The sequence below is a fragment of the Pseudomonas sp. IB20 genome, assembly GCF_009707325.1.
Classification (GTDB): domain Bacteria; phylum Pseudomonadota; class Gammaproteobacteria; order Pseudomonadales; family Pseudomonadaceae; genus Aquipseudomonas.
This window is the reverse complement of sequence record NZ_CP046103.1, coordinates 3,270,915-3,289,866: the sequence shown is the minus strand read 5'-3', so window position 1 is coordinate 3,289,866 and position 18,952 is coordinate 3,270,915. Positions and strand designations below refer to the sequence as shown.

The following is an 18,952-nucleotide window of genomic DNA, read 5'->3' as shown; positions in this document are numbered from 1 at the left end:
ACTCGCCGTGGGCGTAACGTTAAGGAATTTTCGGGTAGATGATCAGTAGCATGGCGCCTTTGCGATAGCGCTTGCCTCCCGGCGGCAATTGCCCTTCTTCGCGATGCTCGCTGGTGCTTCTGACGCGCATCAGCACCCCGACCGAACCTTGCTGGCGCGCATCGGCGAGCCAGGTCTGAATGCTGTCCAGATCGACTTTGCGGTGCACCGAATCCGCATATTTGAGGCCGTAGCTCAGTTCGCCCCGGGTGTCATAAAAAGCCACTTCAGGCCGCCGCAGTCGCCAGGACAATGCGGACGCCGAGCCCAGTTCATTGCTGATAAGAGCATGGGTTTGTTGCAGTTCATCCAGATGCTGGAGGACGAACTGATCGGGCATTGCGGTATCCGTGACTTCTTCCGGCATGCCAGCCGGCAGTAGGGCGACCAGCAAGCCGATGCCCAGTGCGGGCATGGCCCACAGCGTCAGCGGGCGGAAGGCTTGCAGCACGTTGGCCAGGATCCAACCCAGCAGCACGATGAAGGTCAGGGACAGGCTGTACATCTCAGCGTGGCTGTTGCTGTACAGCGGGTCATCGATTTGCAGGTAAATCAGTGCCGCCATCGCAGCCACGCCGATGGCGAGGTTGAGCAGGCCGTTGACCCGCAGGGCGCGGATTTTGCCGCGGTTGATCAGGTCGGTCACGGCATGGCCCATCAGCAACGCCAGCGGCAGCAGGCACGGCATGATGTAGGTGGGCAGCTTGCCGTTGCTCAGGCTGAAAAAAACCAGGGGCAGCAGCAACCACAAGCCGAGGAAAATAATCGCCGGTTGGCCTTTGTCTTTCCAGGCCTTGAGCGCTGTGCTTGGCAACAACGCCGCCCACGGCAGGCACGCCACGACCATGATCGGCAGGAAGAACCACCAGGCCCGCGCATGCTGTGCTTTGTCGGAGGAAAAGCGGCGGATGTGCTCGTGCCAGAAAAAGAAGCGCCAGTAGTCCGGTTCCTGCAGATGAATCGCCCACACCCACGGCAGGCACAGCAGCAGCGCGACCCCAATGGCGATCGGGCCGTAGCGCAGCAATTCACCCAAGCGTCGCTGCCAAAGCATGTACGGCACGGCAATCAGCACGGGCAACAGCCAGGCCAGAAAGCCCTTGGTCATAAAACCCATGGCGCAGGCCACGCCCAGCACTGCCCAGGCGCCCATCCGGCCACGCGAGGTGCGGTTGTCCAGCGCAAACCACAGCGCAACCAGGCTGAGGTTGACCCATAAGGTGAATTGCGGGTCGAGGTTGGAGTAACCCGCTTGCCCGGCCACCAGCCCAAAGCTCATGTAGAGCAGGGCGCAGGCGAAGCTCTTGCGTGGGTCGTTCCACAGGCGGCGTGCGATGAGGTAAGCCAGTATCACGCTCAGGCCGGTGGTCAACGCCGAGGCGATGCGCACGCCGAACAGGTTTTCGCCAAACACTGCCTGGCCAAGGGCGATCAGCCAATAGCCGGCAGCGGGTTTTTCGAAATAGCGCACACCCATGAAGTGCGGTGCGACCCAGTTGCCGCTCAGGAGCATTTCCTGGCTGATCTGGGCGAGGCGGGTTTCATCCGGGGTCCATAAACCGTGCAGGCCCATGGGCAATAGATAAAACACGGCGAAGGCCAGTAACAATAGCGGTAAGGGTTTCAGGCGGGTCATGAAAACGTCGCTCCTTGACGTTTAAAGGTGAAGTAAGGGGGCAGGTTAGTAAGAGTAGAAAGGATCACAAAGTTCACTAAGTCGATGAAAGTATTCATGACGTCCAGAAGTAACAGGTGCAACTAAACTTGCCAGAGCAGGCCTGTCGTATTCCTGAACATGGGACGTGATATATGTAAAAAAGTGTTAGAGCTTTTTCAGTACGGCGGCCCAGGCTTGGCTGTTCATGATGCCCAGTGTCTCGAACTTACCGTTGGCTTTTACGCGTATGAACAGGGCGCTGCCGTACTGAGGGAACGCCGCGCGGGGGAAGCCCAGCGTGGTTTCGAAATCGGCGATACAGCCACTGTGGGTGACAAAAACCAGGTTGCGTGCGGGCTGTTTGTGGCTGAGCAGTTCTTCGCCCATGTCCTTGCCGCAGATAGCTTTTTCGCTGGTAGTCAGATCGGCTGCTTTGCCGAACATAAACTGCGAGGTCTGAACGGTGCGCAGGGCGGGGCTGGCAAGCACATCGCTGTAGCCCATGCCCAGCTTCGTAAAGGCCTTGCCCAGCTCTTGGGCGCGTTGAGTGCCTAAGACTGTCAGGCCTTCAGGTGAACCGAAGCAGGGGTTTGTCGAGCGGTCGCATCGCTCTTCGTGGCGCACCAGCACAATCAGGTCGCCGTCGCGCCAGGCGGGCAGCACTTGTGAGGTCAGCAAGCGATTGCCGACGCCCAGGTCACGCGGCGATGACGGCCACATCAGGAAAGCGGTGAGCAGCAGGGCAATGACGGCGAGACCCGCCCACCACTTTTGCATTTTTTTGAAATAGCCCCGGCGTGAGCGCGGTTTGGTCAGAGTAAGGTCAACCACATCATTCACCATGGGCACTGTCAGCAGTGTTTTTTATTAAGTAGGCGCAACGCATTGACGAATTCCCATAAGGGAATGGGAGGCTGTCACAGGGCTGCTGTCTTTTTGCTGAACATCTGGCGGTTAAAAGTTGCCGTGGCTGGCAACTAATAAGTTGCCGAGTATCGGCGCGTGGCGGGCAATTTAGAGGGGCGAGGGTGGGCAAGCAGTGAAATCCATGTCAAAAATTTGCGTAGGGCCGACGGTCAGCCGTTATGCTCGTTCGGAGTCCTTCGAACGAGCGTTCTTATGTTGCAGGTGCAAGGTGTCCTAAAAAGCTACGCCACCCCGCAGGGCCCGCTTGCAGTGCTGGCGGGCGTTGACTTGTTCCTGGGTGAGCGTAGCAGCCTGGCGCTGATGGGCGAGTCCGGCAGCGGAAAAAGCACATTGCTGCATCTGGTGGCCGGGCTTGATCAGGTGGATGGCGGCAGCATTCAGGTGGGCGAGCAGCGCCTGGACCAACTCAGCGAAGCGCAGCTGGCCCACTGGCGGCGGACTGAAATCGGCCTGGTGTTCCAACAGTTCAACCTGATCGGCAGTTTGCGCGTGGACGACAACCTGGCATTCCAGGCGCGGTTGGCGGGGCGCTTTGATCCGCAGTGGCAGGCGCATTTGGTGGAGCGCCTGGGGTTGGGCGATTTGCTCAGGCGCTATCCCGAGCAACTGTCCGGCGGCCAACAGCAACGGGTTGCGGTGGGGCGTGCGTTGGCGTCGCGCCCTGGCTTGCTGCTGGCCGATGAGCCGACCGGCAATCTCGACGAAGCCACCAGCGATGAAGTGCTGCAACTGTTGCTCGACCTGTTGCGCGACAGCCCCACCAGCCTGTTGATGGTCACGCACAGCCCGCGCATCGCCGCGCGCCTGGACCAGCAAGTGGTGTTGCACCGCGGCCGTGTCGTGCCTGCGGACGCGCGCTGAGATGGCGGTGTTTTATTGGGCGTTGCGTGCGCTGATCAGCCATTGGCGGCGCCACCCGGTGCAGTTTTTCAGCGTGCTGACCGGCCTGTGGCTGGCGACCGCGCTGTTGACCGGTGTGCAGGCCCTCAACAGCCAAGCGCGGGACAGCTATGCACGCGCCAGCCAACTGATCGGCGGTGAGCCGCAAGCCAGCCTGAGTGCGCCAGACGGCGCCAGCTTCCCCCAAGCACTGTTTGCCGAGCTGCGCCGCGCTGGTTGGCCGGTGTCGCCGGTGGTGCAGGGCCGGTTGCTGCTCAAGGGGCATGAAGCACAACGCCTGCAGCTGATGGGCATCGACCCGCTGTCGTTGCCCGGCGGCGGCGCGGTGGCGGGGCAGCGCTTGAGCCAGGCGCAAATGCTGGCTTTTTTCAACCCGCCGGGGCGTACCTGGATCGCGCCGCAGACCTTGGTCGCCTTGGGGTTGCACGAAGGTGAGCAACCGCTGACCGCGAGCGGGCAGGCCTTGCCGCCGTTGCAGGCTCAACCGGACATGGCGCCGGGCCTGTTGCTGACCGATATCGGCTTCGCCCAGTCGCTGCTGGAAATGCCCGGCCAACTGTCGCGCCTGCTGCTGGACAAGGCCTTTGCCGCCCGCCATCCCACACCGCCTGCCGCGCTGCAACTCAAGCACGGCGAGGACAACAACCTTGCGCGCCTCACCGAAAGCTTTCACCTGAACCTCGACGCCCTGGGCTTTTTGTCGTTTGTGGTGGGCTTGTTTATTGTGCACGCCGCCATCGGCCTGGCACTGGAGCAACGCCGTGGATTGCTGCGCACCTTGCGTGCCTGCGGGGTCAGTGCGCGCATGCTGATCCTGAGCCTGGGCGTCGAACTCGGCGTGTTGTCGTTGCTCGGTGGCGTGCTCGGCGTCGCCAGCGGTTACCTGCTGGCCAGCCTGTTGCTGCCGGATGTGGCCGCCAGTTTACGCGGCCTGTACGGCGCCGAGGTGCCGGGCCAATTGAGCCTCAGCCCATGGTGGTGGATGGCCGGCTTGGGCCTGAGCCTGCTCGGCGCATTGCTCGCAGGTGGCAGCAGCCTGTGGCGGGCGGCGCGTTTGCCGCTGCTGGCGCTGGCCAATGCCCAAGCCTGGCATGACGCGCACGGGCGCTGGCTGCGGCGCCAGGGTTGGGTGGCGGCGACCGCGCTGGTGATCGCGCTGCTGGCGCTGTGGCTGGGCGACAGCCTGGCTGCCGGGTTTGTGTTGATGGCGGCTTTGCTGTTGGGGGCAGCGCTCGGTTTGCCGGTGGTGCTCAACGGCCTGCTGACGGCGGTGCTCGGGCGTAGCCGTTCAGTACTCGGTCAGTGGTTTTTGGCCGACTGCCGCCAGCAGTTGCCGGCCTTGAGCCTGGCGCTGATGGCGTTGCTGCTGGCCTTGGCGGCGAACATCGGTGCAGGTTCGATGACCTCGGGCTTTCGCCAGACCTTCAATAACTGGTTGGAGCAACGTCTCACGGCCGAGCTGTACCTCAACCCGCAAACCCCGGCCCAGGCCGAGCAGCTCAGCACCTGGTTGGCGCAGCAACCGCTCGTGCAAGCGGTGCTGCCCACCTGGCAGGTCGCGGTGCAGTTGCAGGGCTGGCCGGCGGACGTGTTCGGCGTGGTCGACGACCCCACTTATCGTCAGCACTGGCCGTTATTGGAGCGCGTGAGCGAGCCTTGGGACCAGTTGCTGCAAGGCGACACGGTGATGCTCAGCGAACAACTGGCGCGGCGCTTGAAGGTGCGACTCGGCGATGCGGTCGTTATTCCCACGCCTGAGGGCGTTTGGTCCCCCAAGGTGGTGGGGGTTTACGCCGACTACGGCAACCCCAAAGGCCATCTGCTGGTCAATGCCAAGCACCTGCTGGCGCACTGGCCGGGGCTGACACCGGCCCGCTTCAACCTGCGGGTGCTGCCGCAGAATGTGCCGCCGCTGGTGCGCGAGGTGCAGCGTGCGTTTGCATTGGAAGACAGCCGCATCGTCGATCAACAGCAACTCAAAGGCTGGTCGAGCCAGGTGTTCGAACGCACCTTTGCCGCAACGGCTGCGTTGAACAGCCTCACCCTCGGCGTCGCCGGGGTGGCGTTGTTTATCAGCTTGCTGACCCAGAGCCAAAGCCGCCTGGGCCAACTCGCGCCGCTGTGGGCGCTGGGTGTGACGCGTCGGCAATTGATGCTGCTCAACCTGGGCCAGACCTGGCTGCTGGCGGTGCTGACCTTGGTGTTGGCGTTGCCATTGGGCCTGCTGCTGGCGTGGTGCCTGGACGCGGTGATCAACGTGCAGGCATTCGGCTGGCGCCTGCCGTTGCAGGTATTCCCGTGGCAGCTTGCGCAATTGTTGGGGCTGGCGCTGCTGGCCACCTTGCTGGCCTCGGCCTGGCCGCTGTGGCAGTTGTACCGCAGCCGCCCGGCGGATTTGCTGAGGACGTTTGCCAATGAAGATTAAAGCGCTGCTGTGGGCTGCTGTGTTGCTGCTGACGGCCTGTGACAAGGCGCCAGCGCCGCCAGAAAGCTTCGCAGGCCTGGGCAACGATGCCGCGGACTTTGCCCAGGTGGTGCCCGGTAAAGTGTTCAGCTTTCCTGAGGATCACGGCCCCCATGATGGCTTTCGCATCGAGTGGTGGTACGTCACCGCCAACCTCAAGGACGCCCAAGGCAATGTGTTCGGCGTGCAATGGACGCTGTTTCGCAACGCGCTGAAGGCGGGGCCGACGCAGCCCGGCTGGCACGACTCCACCATCTGGCTTGGCCACGCCGCCGTGACGTCCGCCACCCAGCACTACGCCGCCGAACGCTTCGCCCGTGGCGGCATCGGGCAAGCGGGGGCCCAGACCGTGCCATTCAATGCCTGGATCGACGACTGGAATTTCGTCACCCGCCCCGGCGCCGTGAGCGCCTTGGCGGATATGCAACTCACTGCCTGCGGCCCGCAGTTCGCCTACGACTTGCACCTGACCTCCAGCCGCCCGTTGGTGCTGCAAGGCGATAACGGCTACAGCCGCAAGTCCGATCAGGGGCAAGCGTCCTACTACTACAGCCAGCCATTTTTTACCGCGACCGGCAGCGTCAGCATCGACGGCAAGACCTACCAGGTCAGTGGCCCCGCCTGGCTCGACCGCGAATGGAGCAGCCAACCTCTGGCGGCCAGCCAAACTGGCTGGGACTGGTTTTCCCTGCACCTGGACCGTGGCGAGCAGTTGATGCTGTTTCGGGTGCGGCAAAAAGACGGCGCGGGTTACCTGACCGGCACCTGGATCGACCCGCAGGGCCACACCCAGACCCTGCGCAATGAAGATATTCAGCTCACACCCTTGTCCACCACCGCCATCGACGGGCGTCCTGTTCCTACGCGCTGGTCGCTGAAAATCCCAAGCAAACACCTGGATATCACCCCCCAGGCCGTCAACCCGAAGGCGTGGATGAACCTGAGCATCCCGTACTGGGAAGGGCCCGTGCAGTTTGAAGGTGGCGTGGGCTATCTGGAGATGACGGGGTATTAAACGCTTTTCTTTTCCAGGCGACTATTTTTTTCAAAAAAATCACTGTTCATTTATCCAGTAGCGTCCTACATTTCACCCTAGGTGACCGGATGTCACCTGAGCTTCAATTTTTTAACTATGGATGGATAAAAAATGAAATTGAAAAAAGCCTTTATGCTGGGCGCGGCCATGGCGGCCTCCTGCTTCGTTTCGGCCTTCGCCCTGGCCGAACCAAGCCTCCCGAAACTCAGCGCAGAAACGCTCAAGCAGGCCGTGGGTAACGCGCTGAACCCCGGCGGTACGCTGGAGTCGATCCAGGTCTCGGACGCGCTCAAGCAAAAGCTCAACGCGGCGAAGGCCGGCAAGGCCAAGGCGCCTGCGAGCAAGGCGGCCCCCAGCAACGTGGCGGTCGACACCAAGGTTGGCGAGTTGAAGAAACCCGACCAGGCGCAAATGAAAGACGCTGCGATTGCTGCATTCACGCCGCTGTTTCCAACCCTGGATATCAACAAGCTGTACACCCTTACCGGGGTGGAGACCGGTGCGCAAATCGCCTACCACTTCAACCTGCCGAAAAACGCGCGGATCCAGGTACAGTTGCTGAACCAGAGCGCCGGTACCGACATGTCATTGACCCTGTTCCACGATGATGGCCAGGGTAACCTGACGCCATTGGGCACCTCCGATAACGCTGGCAATGCCGATGAATACCTCAACGGTGTGCTGGCGGCCGGTGACTATTACTGGTTCATGGTGGCCAATACCGCGAGCAACTCGCAGTTCAGTTTCGGCGTGGCGGTGGATAGCAATATCGATGCTTATGAACCCAACGACACCCCGCAAACCGCATTTGCGCTGCCGGATGGGTTGAACCAGGTGTCGGGCAACCTCGATAGCGTCAACGATGTCGATTACTTCGACTTCACCTCGTTGCGCGGCCAAGGCGTGGGTATGTTCCTCGGCGATGACGGCGCGGGCACACGCAACCAGTGGATTTTCGAGCGCTTTGATGGCAATAACTGGGTGGAAGTCCCGCAAGGTTCCACCTCGACTTACCCGAACTTGACCCCGGGCTACACCGTCAAGGTGCGTGTGCGGGCCAACCCGGCGGTAGCACTGAACCCGCAGGCGCAATATAAGTTGAGCCTGGGTTCGGCGCCACGCCTGGACCAGTACGACGTAAACGGCGACAACGTGGTGCGCATCCCCAGCTCGATCTACCAACTGGCCACCCAGGCGGCGCGCAGCCTGAGCTGGAGCACCCGATGGTCTGACAGTACCGGTGCACCCTTGCGCGGTGTCACCCCGGTACTTCGGGTCGACAAGCGCTTCAGTGGCCCCTACAACTGGGTCAATTACGAGGCCAGGACCGGCATCACTGGGATACCTGGTTCAACGAGGGTGGCTGGCGCATCGAGCTCAAGGAGTTTCCGGGTGTGGGCGTGGGCGGCAATATCTCGCAGTACGTCAGCCTGGGTCATATCTGCAGCCAGCGCATCGTGCGCTGATCGATTGACTTGAGTGAGGCAGGGGGCAGTCCATTTGGACTGCCCCTTTTTCGTTGGTGAGCGCCTACTTTGAGTTGTCGCGTGGGGCAGGCTCCCAGTGCAGGGTGCCGAACAGGTAATCCATCAGCGGTAGCACGATATTGAAATTGCGCCCCTGCATCAGCTCGCGCCGATGATGCAGGGCGTGCAGTTGGTGCATCTGGCGAATCCACGGCAGGCGAGCCACGCGGTGTTCGGCGGGCAGGTGTTCGCAGGCGTGGAACACTTCGTAAAGCAGATAGCCCAGGATCATGCACCCGGCAAACAGCCCGGCGACGTTCGGGCTCAGGTGTTTGAGCAGCCACCAGGCGGGGAAGGTGATAGCCAGGCTGTGCAGCACGATCAGCCAGGCGGGGAACAGGATCACGCGCCAGTCCCGGGGGCTGTCGTAGGTCATATGGCCGGGGGTGAAGAAGCTGTGATGGTCGCCGGTGTGGCGCGCGTAAAACAGTTTGGCGAGGGCGTGTTTGTGGTGGCCGAGGTGGCGGTGGACGAGGTAGATACACAGGTTGAAGAACACCAGGGTCAGGGGCACCGTCAGCCACTGGAGTGGGGTGATGTGTTCGGTGGAGGACCAGGCCAGGGTGATGCAGAAAATGCCGTAGCCGAGCACGAAACAGGCGTGGAGCCATGGGTTGTAATGGGGATTCACGTTGGCGCGATAACGGGCGCGGAAGGTCTCGGTAGGGTGGGCCATGGCGGTCAGCTCGGTGTTTTTTGTTAGAGGGTGAGCTTAGTTGGTGGTGGGGAATGTGCGAGTTTTTGCCGGCTACGCGATCAAAGGTGGGAGCTGGCTTGTCGGGTCGCCGCACCGCTGCGATGCAGGTACGTCGGTGTACCAGGCATAGCGAGTGGATGCCATCGCAGGCAAGCCAGCTCCCACATTTGATCAGGGTGGGCCAGGAAGGGTATCCAGCCCCGGGCGACCAATGGGGGCTTGCACAGCTTCCATTTACTTGCTAGTTTCTCGCAAAATGTTATCGATAACATTTGCTCTAAAAATAAAAACAAAACAGAGAACTACGCCATGAAAATGCTCCCGAAGACCCCGTGTTTACTGGCTGTTAGCATCACCCTCGGCTCTACCTCCCCAGCGTTCGCCGACGCCGCCAAACCCATCCGTATCGGCGCCTCCTTCCAGGAAATCAACAACCCCTATTTCGTCACCATGAAAAACGCCCTGGAAGAAGCCAGTGCAACCATCGGTGCAAAACTGATCATCACTGACGCTCGCCACGACGTTTCCAAGCAAGTCAGCGACGTCGAAGACATGCTGCAAAAAGGCATCGACATCCTGCTGATCAACCCCACCGATTCGGTCGGCGTGCAGTCGGCGGTCAAATCCGCCCACGCCGCCGGTGTGGTGGTGGTCGCGGTAGACGCCCAGGCCGACGGCCCGCTGGACTCCTTCGTCGGTTCGAAGAACTTCGACGCCGGCTTCCAGGCCTGTGAATACCTGGCCAAGAATATCGGCGACAAAGGCAACATCGCGATCCTCGACGGCATCGCCGTGGTGCCGATCCTCGAGCGTGTGCGCGGCTGCAAAGAGGCCGTGGCCAAGCACCCGGACATCAAAATCGTGAGCATCCAGAACGGCAAGCAGGAACGTGACCAGGCGCTGACCGTCACCGAAAACATGCTGCAGGCCCAGCCCACGCTCAAAGGCATTTTCAGCGTGAATGACAACGGCTCCCTCGGCGCGCTCTCGGCCATCGAAGCCAGTGGCCTGGACGTGAAACTGGTGAGCGTCGACGGCGCGCCGGAAGCGATCAAGGCGATCCAGAAACCCGGCAGCAAGTTCATTGCCACCTCGGCGCAATACCCGCGCGACCAGATCCGTCTGGCCCTGGGCATCGCCCTGGCCAAGAAGTGGGGCTCGCAAGTGCCCGCCACCATCCCGGTGGACATCACCTTGATCGACCAGGCCAAAGCCAAGGACTTCAGCTGGTAAATCGCCCAGGCCCCACGTGATCCGTGGGGCCTAGGTCATTCCTTCTGAATACGAGGTCGGTGGTATGAGCAGTCTTCTCAAGCTGGAAAATATCTGTAAGCGTTACCCGGGCGTACAGGCCCTCAAGGCCATCAACTTGCAAGTGGAACGTGGCGAGATTCATGCCTTGCTCGGCGAAAATGGCGCGGGCAAGTCGACCCTGATGAAGATCCTCGGCGGTGTCGAACATCAGGACGAAGGGCAGATCCTGATCGACGGCCAGGCGCAGCAGTTCGCGACCTACCGCGATGCGATTGCCGCCGGTATTGGCATCGTGTTCCAGGAGTTCAGCCTGATTCCCTACCTCACGGCGGTGGAAAATATCTTCCTCGGCCACGAGTTGAGCAATCGCTTCGGCCTGCTGCGCAAGCGCGAGATGGTCGAGGCGGCCGAGGCTTTGTTCAAGCGTTTGGGCGTGAGCATCGACCTGCAATGCGCGGTCAAGCACCTGAGTGTGGCCGAGCAGCAGTTTGTCGAAATTGCCAAGGCCCTGGCCCTGGATGCGCGCCTGCTGGTGCTTGATGAACCGACCGCGACGCTGACGCCCAGCGAAGCCGAGCTGCTGTTTGAGATCATGCGCGAACTCAAGCGCCAAGGCGTGGCGGTGATTTTTATCTCCCATCACCTGGAGGAAATCTTCCAGGTTTGCGACCGCATCAGCGTATTGCGCGACGGCGGCAATGTCGGCGTAACCGATGTGGCTGACAGTGACATCGACCGCCTCGTCGAGATGATGGTCGGCCGTCGCCTGGAAAGCAGTTTTCCGCCCAAACCGACCACAGCGCGTGGCCCGTTGTTACTGGAGGTCAAGGACATCCAACTGGTGCGTAACGGCCCCCACAACAGCTTCCAACTGCACAAAGGCGAGATCCTCGGGTTTGCCGGTTTGGTCGGTTCCGGCCGCACTGAACTGGCACTGGGCATGATGGGCGCGCTGCCCTCAGTCAGCAAAGAGGTGTGGCTGCGTGGCGAAAAAGTCACCCTTGATGACCCGGCCCAAGCCCTGGCCCACGGCATCGGCCTGCTGCCCGAAAGCCGCAAGAGCGAAGGCTTGATCACCGATTTCAGCATTCGCGAAAACATCTCCCTGAACAACCTGCCCAAATACCAGAACGCCTCGGGGCTGATCGACAAGGCCAAGGAGTGCGCCAGCGTCGAAGACCTGATGCGCCAGCTGTCGATCAAAGCGCCCAGCGGCGAGAGCCGAGTGTTCAACCTCAGCGGCGGCAACCAGCAAAAGGTTGTGATTGCGCGCTGGATCAACCACCACTGCGACGTGCTGGTGTTCGACGAACCCACGCGCGGCATCGACGTCGGCGCCAAGGCGCAGATCTACGCCTTGATGCGCAGCCTCACCGAACAGGGTTACGCCATCATCATGATTTCCTCTGAACTGCCCGAAGTCATCGGCATGTGCGACCGCGTCGCCGTGTTCCACAAAGGCGCCATCGTCAAGGTACTCGAAGCGTCTGCCGTCAACCCACAAGAGGTCATGCGCCATGCAACAGGGGGCTCAAGTGAATACGTCCATTAACACCGGCGACACCGGCCGGCTGCGCCTGCACCTGGCGCGGCTGGTGCGCTCGCCGGCCTTCTATCCATTCGTGGGTCTGGTGGTGGTGACCCTGGTAATGATCCTCGCCAGCGACACCTTCCTGACCACCAGCAACCTGTCGAACATTGCTCGCCAGGTGTCGATCAACGCGATTATCGCGGTGGGCATGACCTGCGTGATTCTCACCGGTGGCATCGACTTGTCGGTAGGGCCGGTGATGGCGCTGTCCGGCACCTTGACCGCCGGTTTGATGGTCGCGGGCCTGCCGCCGGGCCTGGCGATTGGCGCCGGGATGCTGATTGGCGTGGCCTTCGGCATCGGCAACGGGCTGTTCGTCGCCTACCTGCACATGCCGCCGATCATCGTCACCCTGGCGACCATGGGCATCGCCCGTGGCCTGGGCCTGATGTACACCGATGGTTACCCGATTTCCGGGTTGCCGGAGTGGTTCGGCTTCTTCGGCCGCCAACGCCTGTTCGGCATCGAAGTGCCGATCCTGATCATGCTCATCACCTACTTCGCCGCCTACGTGCTGCTGCAGCACACGCGCATCGGCCGCTACATCTATGCCATCGGCGGCAATGAAGAAGCGGTGCGTTTGTCGGGCGTGCGCGCGGCGCGCTTCAAGCTGCTGGTGTATGGCATCAGCGGCCTGACGGCGGCGATTGCCGGGTTGGTGCTGACCTCACGCTTGATGAGCGGCCAGCCGAATGCCGGCGTGTCGTTCGAGCTGGATGCGATTGCTGCCGTGGTACTCGGCGGCGCCTCGATTGCCGGCGGGCGCGGGGTCATCGTTGGCACCTTGCTCGGCGCGATGTTGCTCGGCGTATTGAACAACGGCCTGAACATGCTCGGCGTATCGCCCTACGTTCAGAGCGTGATCAAAGGCGCAATCATTTTGCTGGCGATCTTTATCAGCCGTCAGCGCCATAAATAAACTCATCTGACTACAGGACTGCACCCATGGACAAGCACACCGAAATGCAAGCCGTCGTCTGCCACGGCCCCAAAGACTATCGCCTGCAGCGCATCAGCAAACCCCAGGCGCGCCCCAATGAACTGGTGATCCGCATCGCCGCCTGCGGCATCTGCGCCAGTGACTGCAAATGCCACTCGGGCGCGGCGATGTTCTGGGGCGGCGATAACCCGTGGGTCAAAGCGCCCGTAGTGCCGGGCCATGAGTTTTTCGGCTATGTGGTTGAAGTGGGCGAGGGCGCCGAGGAGCACTTTGAAGTCGCCGTCGGCGACAAAGTGATCGCCGAGCAGATCGTGCCGTGCGCCAAGTGCCGCTTCTGCAAGTCGGGCAAATACTGGATGTGCGAAGTGCACAACATCTTCGGCTTCCAGCGTGAAGTGGCCGAAGGCGGCATGGCCCAGTACATGCGCATTCCCAAGACCGCCATCGTGCACAAAATTCCCGAATCGGTGTCGCTGGAGGACTCGGCGCTGGTGGAGCCGATGGCCTGCTCGATCCACACCGTCAACCGCGGTGAAATCCAGCTCGATGACGTGGTGGTGATTGCCGGTGCCGGCACGCTCGGGCTGTGCATGGTCCAGGTCGCCGCATTGAAGACGCCGAAAAAACTGGTGGTGATCGACATGGTCGACGAGCGCCTGGAGCTGGCCAAGCAATTCGGCGCCGACGTGGTGATCAACCCATCGCGCGACAACGCCCGCGAGATCATCAACGGCCTCACCGATCATTACGGCTGCGACGTGTACATCGAAACCACCGGCGTGCCGGCCGGTGTGACCCAAGGCCTGGACCTGATCCGCAAGCTCGGGCGCTTTGTCGAGTTCAGCGTGTTCGGCGCCGAAACCAGCGTCGACTGGTCGATCATCGGTGACCGCAAGGAGCTGGACGTGCGTGGCGCGCACCTCGGCCCGTATTGCTACCCGATCGCCATCGACCTGTTCGAACGCGGCCTGGTCACCTCCAAAGGCATCGTCACCCATGACTTCCCGCTGGATAACTTTGCCGAAGCGTTCGAGCTGGCCAACTCGACCAAGTCGATCAAGGTGCTGTTGAAACCGGTGATTTGAAATGAATTATGTGATGGGTGTGGACATAGGAACCCAGAGCACCAAGGCGCTGCTCGTGGATGCTCAAGGCACGATCATCGCCCAGCACAGCCAGGGGTATCGCGTGGATACCCCGAAAGTGCGCTGGGCCGAACAATGGCCGCAGGTCTGGCTGGAGGCCGTCGAGGCGTGCGTGGCGCAGTGCATGGCCAAGGCCGGCGTGGCCGCGCAGCAGGTCAAGGCACTGTGCATCAGCAGCCTGTACGGCGGCTCGGGGATTGCCGTGGATGCGCAGATCACGCCGCTGCACCCGTGCCTGATCTGGATGGACCGCCGCGCCGGCGAGCAGGTGGCGTGGGTGCGTGAGCATGTGGACCTGGAACGTTTGTTCGCGGTCACGGTCAACTCGGTGGACAGCTACTACGGCTTCACCAAGATGCTCTGGCTCAAGCAGCATCAGCCGCAAGTGTGGGCAGAAACACGTTACCTGCTGCCGCCCAACAGCTATATCAACTGGTGCCTGACCGGTGAGCTGGCGGTGGACCACAGCAGCGCCGGCAATATTGGCGGCGTCTACGACGTGGCGCAACGGCGCTGGTCCGAGGAGATGCTGGCGGCACTCGAGATTCCGTTGGCGATGATGCCCGAGCGGCTGGTGTATTCCGGTGAAGTCGTAGGCGGGCTGCTGGAAACCTGGGCTACGCGCCTTGGTTTACAGGCGGGGACGCCGATTCTTGCCGGTGGCGTCGATGCGGCCATGGCAACGTTGGCGGCCGGTGTCACGCAACCGGGCAACCACGTGGCGATGATCGGCACCAGTATGTGCTGGGGCTACCTGAACCAGCAGGTGGACGCGCGTCACGGGTTGGTGAGCATGCCGCATGTCTACAACGGCCACCGGGACCTGTACATCTTTGGCGGCGCGATCACCGCCGGGGCGTCGGTCAGTTGGTTTCGCGAGCAGTTCTGCCAGGCCGAGGAGCAGCAGGCCAAAGCCACCGGGCAGGACAGCCTGGTGTTGCTGGAGCAGAGCGCGATGAAGGTGCCGGCGGGCAGCGAAGGCTTGTTGTTCCTGCCGTACTTGATGGGCGAACGCAGCCCGGTGTGGGATGACCGCGCCAGCGGCAGTTTTGTCGGGCTGAACCTGTACCACAGCCGCATCCACCTGTACCGCGCGGTGCTCGAAGGCGTGAGTTTCGCCCTGCGCCACAACATCGACGCCGGCACGCAAGGCGCCCACTCGCTGGACCCGCGCCTGATTGTGGTGGGTGGCGCGAGCCATTCGGATTTGTGGATGCAGATTATTGCGGATGTCACCCGCTACCCGGTCTACACCATTGTGCAGGAGGTGGAAGCGGCGCTGGGCGCGGCGTTGCTGGCGGCGCATACGGTGGGGTTGGTGAGTGACGGGCAGATGGAGACGGGCTGGGTGCAGTTGGAACTGCGCGCGCAGCCCAAGCGCGAGAATGTCGCGGTCTATGACCAGGCGTTTGCGGCGTATCTAAAGCTGTATCCAGCCCTCAAACCCATCATGCACAGCCTGCAAAACAACTGAAACAACGCGGTCCAGAAATGTGGGAGCAGGCAAGCCAGCTCCCACAGGAATGAAACAACGCGGTCCAGAAATGTGGGAGCAGGCAAGCCAGCTCCCACAGGGGATCTTCATTGCCTATGGAATAGTGACCATGAACGCAGCCTTCAACTTCACCCACCAGCGCATCCTCGTCACCGGCGCGAGCAGTGGCATCGGCCACCAAATCGCCCTGCAACTGATCGCCAGCGGCGCCGAGGTCTTTGCCCTCGGCCGTGACGCCGAGGCCTTGGCCAAACTGGGCTGCAACACGGTCTGTGTGGACATCGCCGACAGCGCCGCGCTCGACAAAGCCCTGCATGACCTGCCGCCACTGCACGGCCTGGTCAACTGCGCCGGCATCTCGCGCTTGGAACCCGCCGCGGCGATCAGCGCTGATGCTTTCGACCCGGTGATGCAGGTCAACGCCCGCGCCGCCGCCCAGGTCGCCAGTCGGGTGGCGGCCAAGATGATCGAAGCGAAAGTCGCCGGCAGCATCGTCAATGTCTCCAGCCAAGCCTCATTGGTCGCGCTGGACGATCACCTCGCCTACTGCGCCTCCAAAGCCGCACTGGACGCGATCACCCGCGTGCAATGCGCCGAATGGGGCCGTTTCGGTATACGCGTCAACAGCGTTAACCCCACCGTCACGCTCACACCCATGGCGACCAGGGCCTGGTCCGACCCGGCCAAGCGCGACCCAGCGCTGGCGGCCATTCCGTTGGGGCGTTTCGCTGAAACCGTGGAAGTCGCACTGCCGGTGCTATTCCTGCTCAGCGACGCCGCGAGCATGATCAGCGGCGTAAGCCTGCCGATTGATGGCGGCTACACCAGCCGCTAGCCGTTTTCCAAAACGCCTGTGATCACCACTTTGTCCCGTGGTTTGTACGGATCTTCCAGGCGATCAAGCAGCAGGCGTACCGCGCTGCTGCCGGCCAAGGAGGCGTCGTGGGCCACGCAGGCGATGGGCACACCGAAGATATCGGCGAAGGGCAGGCGGTCAATGCCGCAGATGGTCAGGCTGTCGTGGGGGATGTTGTGCATGCGCAAGGCGCGCAACGCGCCGAGGGTGATCAACTGGTTGAAGCCCATGATCGCGTCCGGCGCCGTGTGTTCGGCCAGGTAGTCGAGGGTGTGCAGGTACGACGGCATCAGCGTGTAGTCGCCGGCCTGCACTTCAACCTGAATATGCGGATGGTCGGCGAGCACTTCGCGCAGGCCCTTGAGGCGCTCCACAGTGATACGCGAATGCGCGGGCCCGGTCAGCACCAGCAGGCGCTTGAGCTCGGGTGTCTGGCGCAGCAGGTAGTGCGCGGCCTGGATGCCGCTGTGGTAGTTGTCGAGCACCACACGGCTGAACGGGCTGTCGTGAATCGTACGGTCGAGCAGCACCACCGGGGTTTTGCCGTTGCCCAGGCGCTCCAGGTAATCAGGCTGGTAGCTCGGCTCATCGGAGACCGGCGACAAGATGATCCCCGCCACGCGGTAGCCCAGCAGGGTGTCGACGGCTTTGCTTTCCAGTTCTTCGAGCTCGTCGGTGTCCACCAGCATGATGGTGTAGCCGTGCTGTTTGGCCTCGCGGGAAATCGCCTTGATCATTTCGCTGTAGAACGGGTTGTCCACCGACGCTGTGATCACACCGATGATCAGGCTTTCACTGCGCTTGAGCCCACGGGCAAAGGCGTTCGGCACGTAATCCAGCTCCCGCGCGACTTCGAGAATGCGCGCCAGGGTGGCGGGTTTGACCAGGTCGGGCTTGCTCAGCGCGCGGGACACCGTGATGGTGGTCATGCCGACCCGTTTGGCGATGTCGCTGATGGTGACGGACTTTTTCTTGTTCATCGCTAAGGCTGCAAAAGGAAACATCCGCAGGCTAGCATGCGCGCAGGTGTAGGGTGATTCAAATCAGCGGGTCCCAGCGTTGTGACCAGTCACTTTCGGCTTTGACCACATCGCGCAGCAACGCCAGTGCCTGTTGCAACACCGCCGAATCCCGCGCCCGTGAGTACACCAGGTAAGTCGGGAAACTGAACTCCGGCGCCTTCGGCACGCGCTGCATCACGCCGCTGTCCAGGTAGCTTTGCACCACGCGCGTGCGGAAATAACCGGCGCCGCCGTTTTCCAGGATGTACTGCAAGGCTAGCGGCCCGAGGTTGAAACTCAGCGCGGCGCGGGCCTTGTCGGGTAGGGCGGCGTCATGCTGCTGGCGAAACCCTGGGCCCCAGTCGATGTAGACGTACGGGTCGGGTTTGCTCACCAACTGCACCAGGATCAGTTTTTCTTCCAGCACCTGCTCTACCTGCAACCCTGGCCAGTATTGGGGTTGGAACACTAGGGCGGCGTCGAGCACGCCCAGTTCCAGTTGGCGCAGCAGGTATTCGCCTTCGCGTACTTCGGTACGCAAGGCGTGCCCCGGGATATGTTCGCGCAGGGCTTGGGCCCAGCCGAGCATCAGTGGGTTGCACAGGCTGACCTCACCGCCGATATGCAACACATTGCGGTAGCCGTCGGGCAGCGGTAGGTCACGTTTTGCGGCTTCCCAGGTTTGCAGCAGCTGGTTGGCGTAGACCACAAAGGCCTCGCCGTCGGCGGTCAGGCGTGCACCGGCGCGGTTGCGGATGAACAGCGTGCTGTTGAGTTGGCTTTCGAGGTTTTTCACGCGTGCGGTGATGGCGGTCTGGGTGACGTGCAGTTTCTCGGCCGCTGCGGCCAGGCTGCCGCTGCGGGTTATTTCGAGGAAGGTGCGTGCCAGTTCGATGTCCATGAAGCCCCCGGGGATGAATGGGGGGCATTGTAGTGGAATGTGTTCAACGCTGTGGGAGGTGGGTTGCCTGTGATGGTGCTTCTTTAGGCGGATTGAGTACATATCCGTTGCTGCGGTAACGGCGGCTATTGGTTCCGCCCTTACGGCGGGTCACTTTTGGAAAAGAGCCCCAAAAGTAACCAAAAGGGCTCTTGCGTACTCAATCTACCCAAAAATTCAGCTAAAGATTACCTGACCGTCACTGAAAACCGACGGACCAGCTTTGCGTCGTCTGGTCTTCATGACGCTGCTCCAGGTCATGTTCATACGTGCAGCGTGGGCCCTTGCAGTTGTACTCGAATGTCACCGGCGGCTGGGTCGTAACCGGGAACAACGATTTGGCCGTCGCCGGTGCAGCCTGTGGCGCAGCCTCGGTGGCAGGGGCTTCGTAGGTCAGGTCCAGCGCTGTGGCGTGGGCCATGGCCGGCAGGATGGCGAGCACTGCACTCGCCAGAACGGTCCTAGTGAATAGCATCAGAAACAA

General features: G+C 61.8%; 16 protein-coding genes. 10 read left to right on the top strand and 6 right to left on the bottom strand.

Features of this window, described 5'->3' with window-relative positions; all coding sequences use genetic code 11:
- Positions 1–19 precede the first annotated feature (19 nt).
- A complete protein-coding gene (gene arnT / locus GJU48_RS15125; protein ID WP_094951539.1) occupies positions 20–1,675 on the bottom strand; it encodes a lipid IV(A) 4-amino-4-deoxy-L-arabinosyltransferase in 1,656 nt (551 codons plus the stop codon).
- A gap of 186 nt (positions 1,676–1,861) precedes the next feature.
- The gene (gene pmrG, locus GJU48_RS15120; protein ID WP_176462958.1) at positions 1,862–2,539 is read right to left on the bottom strand and encodes a lipopolysaccharide core heptose(II)-phosphate phosphatase PmrG; all 678 of its coding nucleotides are present in this window, start codon (positions 2,537–2,539) and stop codon (positions 1,862–1,864) included.
- A 276-nt stretch (positions 2,540–2,815) separates the two neighbouring features.
- Here pmrG and GJU48_RS15115 point away from each other — a divergent pair, with 276 nt between their 5' ends.
- From GJU48_RS15115 to GJU48_RS15100, 4 genes are all read left to right on the top strand, one after another.
- A complete protein-coding gene (locus GJU48_RS15115; RefSeq protein ID WP_094951541.1) occupies positions 2,816–3,484 on the top strand; it encodes an ABC transporter ATP-binding protein in 669 nt (222 codons plus the stop codon).
- A gap of 1 nt (position 3,485) precedes the next feature.
- A complete protein-coding gene (locus GJU48_RS15110; RefSeq protein WP_094951542.1) occupies positions 3,486–5,948 on the top strand; it encodes an ABC transporter permease in 2,463 nt (820 codons plus the stop codon).
- Positions 5,938–7,002: a lipocalin-like domain-containing protein gene (locus GJU48_RS15105; protein WP_094951543.1), complete on the top strand. Its 1,065-nt coding sequence runs from the start codon at positions 5,938–5,940 to the stop codon at positions 7,000–7,002. Before GJU48_RS15110 ends, GJU48_RS15105 begins: the two co-directional genes overlap by 11 nt.
- A 132-nt stretch (positions 7,003–7,134) precedes the next feature.
- Positions 7,135–8,502: a hypothetical protein gene (locus tag GJU48_RS15100; protein WP_371923424.1), complete on the top strand. Its 1,368-nt coding sequence runs from the start codon at positions 7,135–7,137 to the stop codon at positions 8,500–8,502.
- 51 nt (positions 8,503–8,553) lie between these two features.
- Here GJU48_RS15100 and GJU48_RS15095 read toward each other — a convergent pair whose 3' ends face one another.
- Positions 8,554–9,225, bottom strand: a complete 672-nt coding sequence (locus GJU48_RS15095; protein WP_094951545.1) for a sterol desaturase family protein — start codon at positions 9,223–9,225, stop codon at positions 8,554–8,556.
- A gap of 330 nt (positions 9,226–9,555) precedes the next feature.
- On the opposite strand from GJU48_RS15095, the gene GJU48_RS15090 reads away from it, so the two are divergent.
- The 6 genes from GJU48_RS15090 to GJU48_RS15065 all read left to right on the top strand — a co-directional run bounded on the left by GJU48_RS15090 (position 9,556) and on the right by GJU48_RS15065 (position 16,506).
- Complete coding sequence (locus GJU48_RS15090) at positions 9,556–10,479, top strand: substrate-binding domain-containing protein (RefSeq protein ID WP_094951546.1); 924 nt, start codon at positions 9,556–9,558, stop codon at positions 10,477–10,479.
- Between the two features lie 64 nt (positions 10,480–10,543).
- Complete coding sequence (locus tag GJU48_RS15085) at positions 10,544–12,052, top strand: sugar ABC transporter ATP-binding protein (RefSeq protein ID WP_094951547.1); 1,509 nt, start codon at positions 10,544–10,546, stop codon at positions 12,050–12,052.
- A complete protein-coding gene (locus GJU48_RS15080; protein WP_094951553.1) occupies positions 12,018–13,010 on the top strand; it encodes an ABC transporter permease in 993 nt (330 codons plus the stop codon). The genes GJU48_RS15085 and GJU48_RS15080 overlap by 35 nt, the downstream gene beginning before the upstream one ends.
- A 26-nt stretch (positions 13,011–13,036) precedes the next feature.
- A complete protein-coding gene (locus GJU48_RS15075) occupies positions 13,037–14,116 on the top strand; it encodes an alcohol dehydrogenase catalytic domain-containing protein (protein WP_094951548.1) in 1,080 nt (359 codons plus the stop codon).
- A gap of 1 nt (position 14,117) precedes the next feature.
- Positions 14,118–15,650, top strand: a complete 1,533-nt coding sequence (locus tag GJU48_RS15070) for an FGGY-family carbohydrate kinase (RefSeq protein ID WP_094951549.1) — start codon at positions 14,118–14,120, stop codon at positions 15,648–15,650.
- A 130-nt stretch (positions 15,651–15,780) separates the two neighbouring features.
- Entirely contained in the window at positions 15,781–16,506 is a 726-nt protein-coding gene (locus GJU48_RS15065; protein WP_083357830.1) for an SDR family oxidoreductase, read from the top strand.
- Here the strand turns inward: GJU48_RS15065 and GJU48_RS15060 are convergent.
- The 3 genes from GJU48_RS15060 to GJU48_RS15050 all read right to left on the bottom strand — a co-directional run bounded on the left by GJU48_RS15060 (position 16,503) and on the right by GJU48_RS15050 (position 18,943).
- A complete protein-coding gene (locus GJU48_RS15060) occupies positions 16,503–17,507 on the bottom strand; it encodes a LacI family DNA-binding transcriptional regulator (protein ID WP_094951550.1) in 1,005 nt (334 codons plus the stop codon). The genes GJU48_RS15065 and GJU48_RS15060 overlap by 4 nt on opposite strands.
- Positions 17,508–17,565: 58 nt before the next feature.
- Positions 17,566–18,429 carry a LysR family transcriptional regulator gene (locus tag GJU48_RS15055; protein WP_094951551.1) on the bottom strand — a complete coding sequence of 288 codons (864 nt, stop codon included), beginning with the start codon at positions 18,427–18,429 and terminating at the stop codon, positions 17,566–17,568.
- Between the two features lie 238 nt (positions 18,430–18,667).
- Entirely contained in the window at positions 18,668–18,943 is a 276-nt protein-coding gene (locus GJU48_RS15050) for a hypothetical protein (RefSeq protein WP_176462947.1), read from the bottom strand.
- Positions 18,944–18,952: the final 9 nt, after the last annotated feature.

Excerpts from the sequence above, each read along its gene's own strand:
- GJU48_RS15110 (WP_094951542.1), top strand. The coding sequence starts at position 3,486 with ATGGCGGTGTTTTATTGGGCGTTGCGTGCGCTGATCAGCCATTGGCGG.
- GJU48_RS15075 (WP_094951548.1), top strand. The coding sequence starts at position 13,037 with ATGGACAAGCACACCGAAATGCAAGCCGTCGTCTGCCACGGCCCCAAA.
- GJU48_RS15095 (WP_094951545.1), bottom strand. The coding sequence starts at position 9,225 with ATGGCCCACCCTACCGAGACCTTCCGCGCCCGTTATCGCGCCAACGTG.
- GJU48_RS15105 (WP_094951543.1), top strand. The coding sequence starts at position 5,938 with ATGAAGATTAAAGCGCTGCTGTGGGCTGCTGTGTTGCTGCTGACGGCC.
- GJU48_RS15055 (WP_094951551.1), bottom strand. The coding sequence starts at position 18,429 with ATGGACATCGAACTGGCACGCACCTTCCTCGAAATAACCCGCAGCGGC.
- GJU48_RS15080 (WP_094951553.1), top strand. The coding sequence starts at position 12,018 with ATGCAACAGGGGGCTCAAGTGAATACGTCCATTAACACCGGCGACACC.
- GJU48_RS15065 (WP_083357830.1), top strand. The coding sequence starts at position 15,781 with ATGAACGCAGCCTTCAACTTCACCCACCAGCGCATCCTCGTCACCGGC.
- arnT (WP_094951539.1), bottom strand. The coding sequence starts at position 1,675 with ATGACCCGCCTGAAACCCTTACCGCTATTGTTACTGGCCTTCGCCGTG.
- GJU48_RS15050 (WP_176462947.1), bottom strand. The coding sequence starts at position 18,943 with ATGCTATTCACTAGGACCGTTCTGGCGAGTGCAGTGCTCGCCATCCTG.
- GJU48_RS15060 (WP_094951550.1), bottom strand. The coding sequence starts at position 17,507 with ATGAACAAGAAAAAGTCCGTCACCATCAGCGACATCGCCAAACGGGTC.
- GJU48_RS15100 (WP_371923424.1), top strand. The coding sequence starts at position 7,135 with ATGAAATTGAAAAAAGCCTTTATGCTGGGCGCGGCCATGGCGGCCTCC.
- GJU48_RS15090 (WP_094951546.1), top strand. The coding sequence starts at position 9,556 with ATGAAAATGCTCCCGAAGACCCCGTGTTTACTGGCTGTTAGCATCACC.
- GJU48_RS15085 (WP_094951547.1), top strand. The coding sequence starts at position 10,544 with ATGAGCAGTCTTCTCAAGCTGGAAAATATCTGTAAGCGTTACCCGGGC.
- pmrG (WP_176462958.1), bottom strand. The coding sequence starts at position 2,539 with ATGGTGAATGATGTGGTTGACCTTACTCTGACCAAACCGCGCTCACGC.
- GJU48_RS15115 (WP_094951541.1), top strand. The coding sequence starts at position 2,816 with ATGTTGCAGGTGCAAGGTGTCCTAAAAAGCTACGCCACCCCGCAGGGC.
- GJU48_RS15070 (WP_094951549.1), top strand. The coding sequence starts at position 14,118 with ATGAATTATGTGATGGGTGTGGACATAGGAACCCAGAGCACCAAGGCG.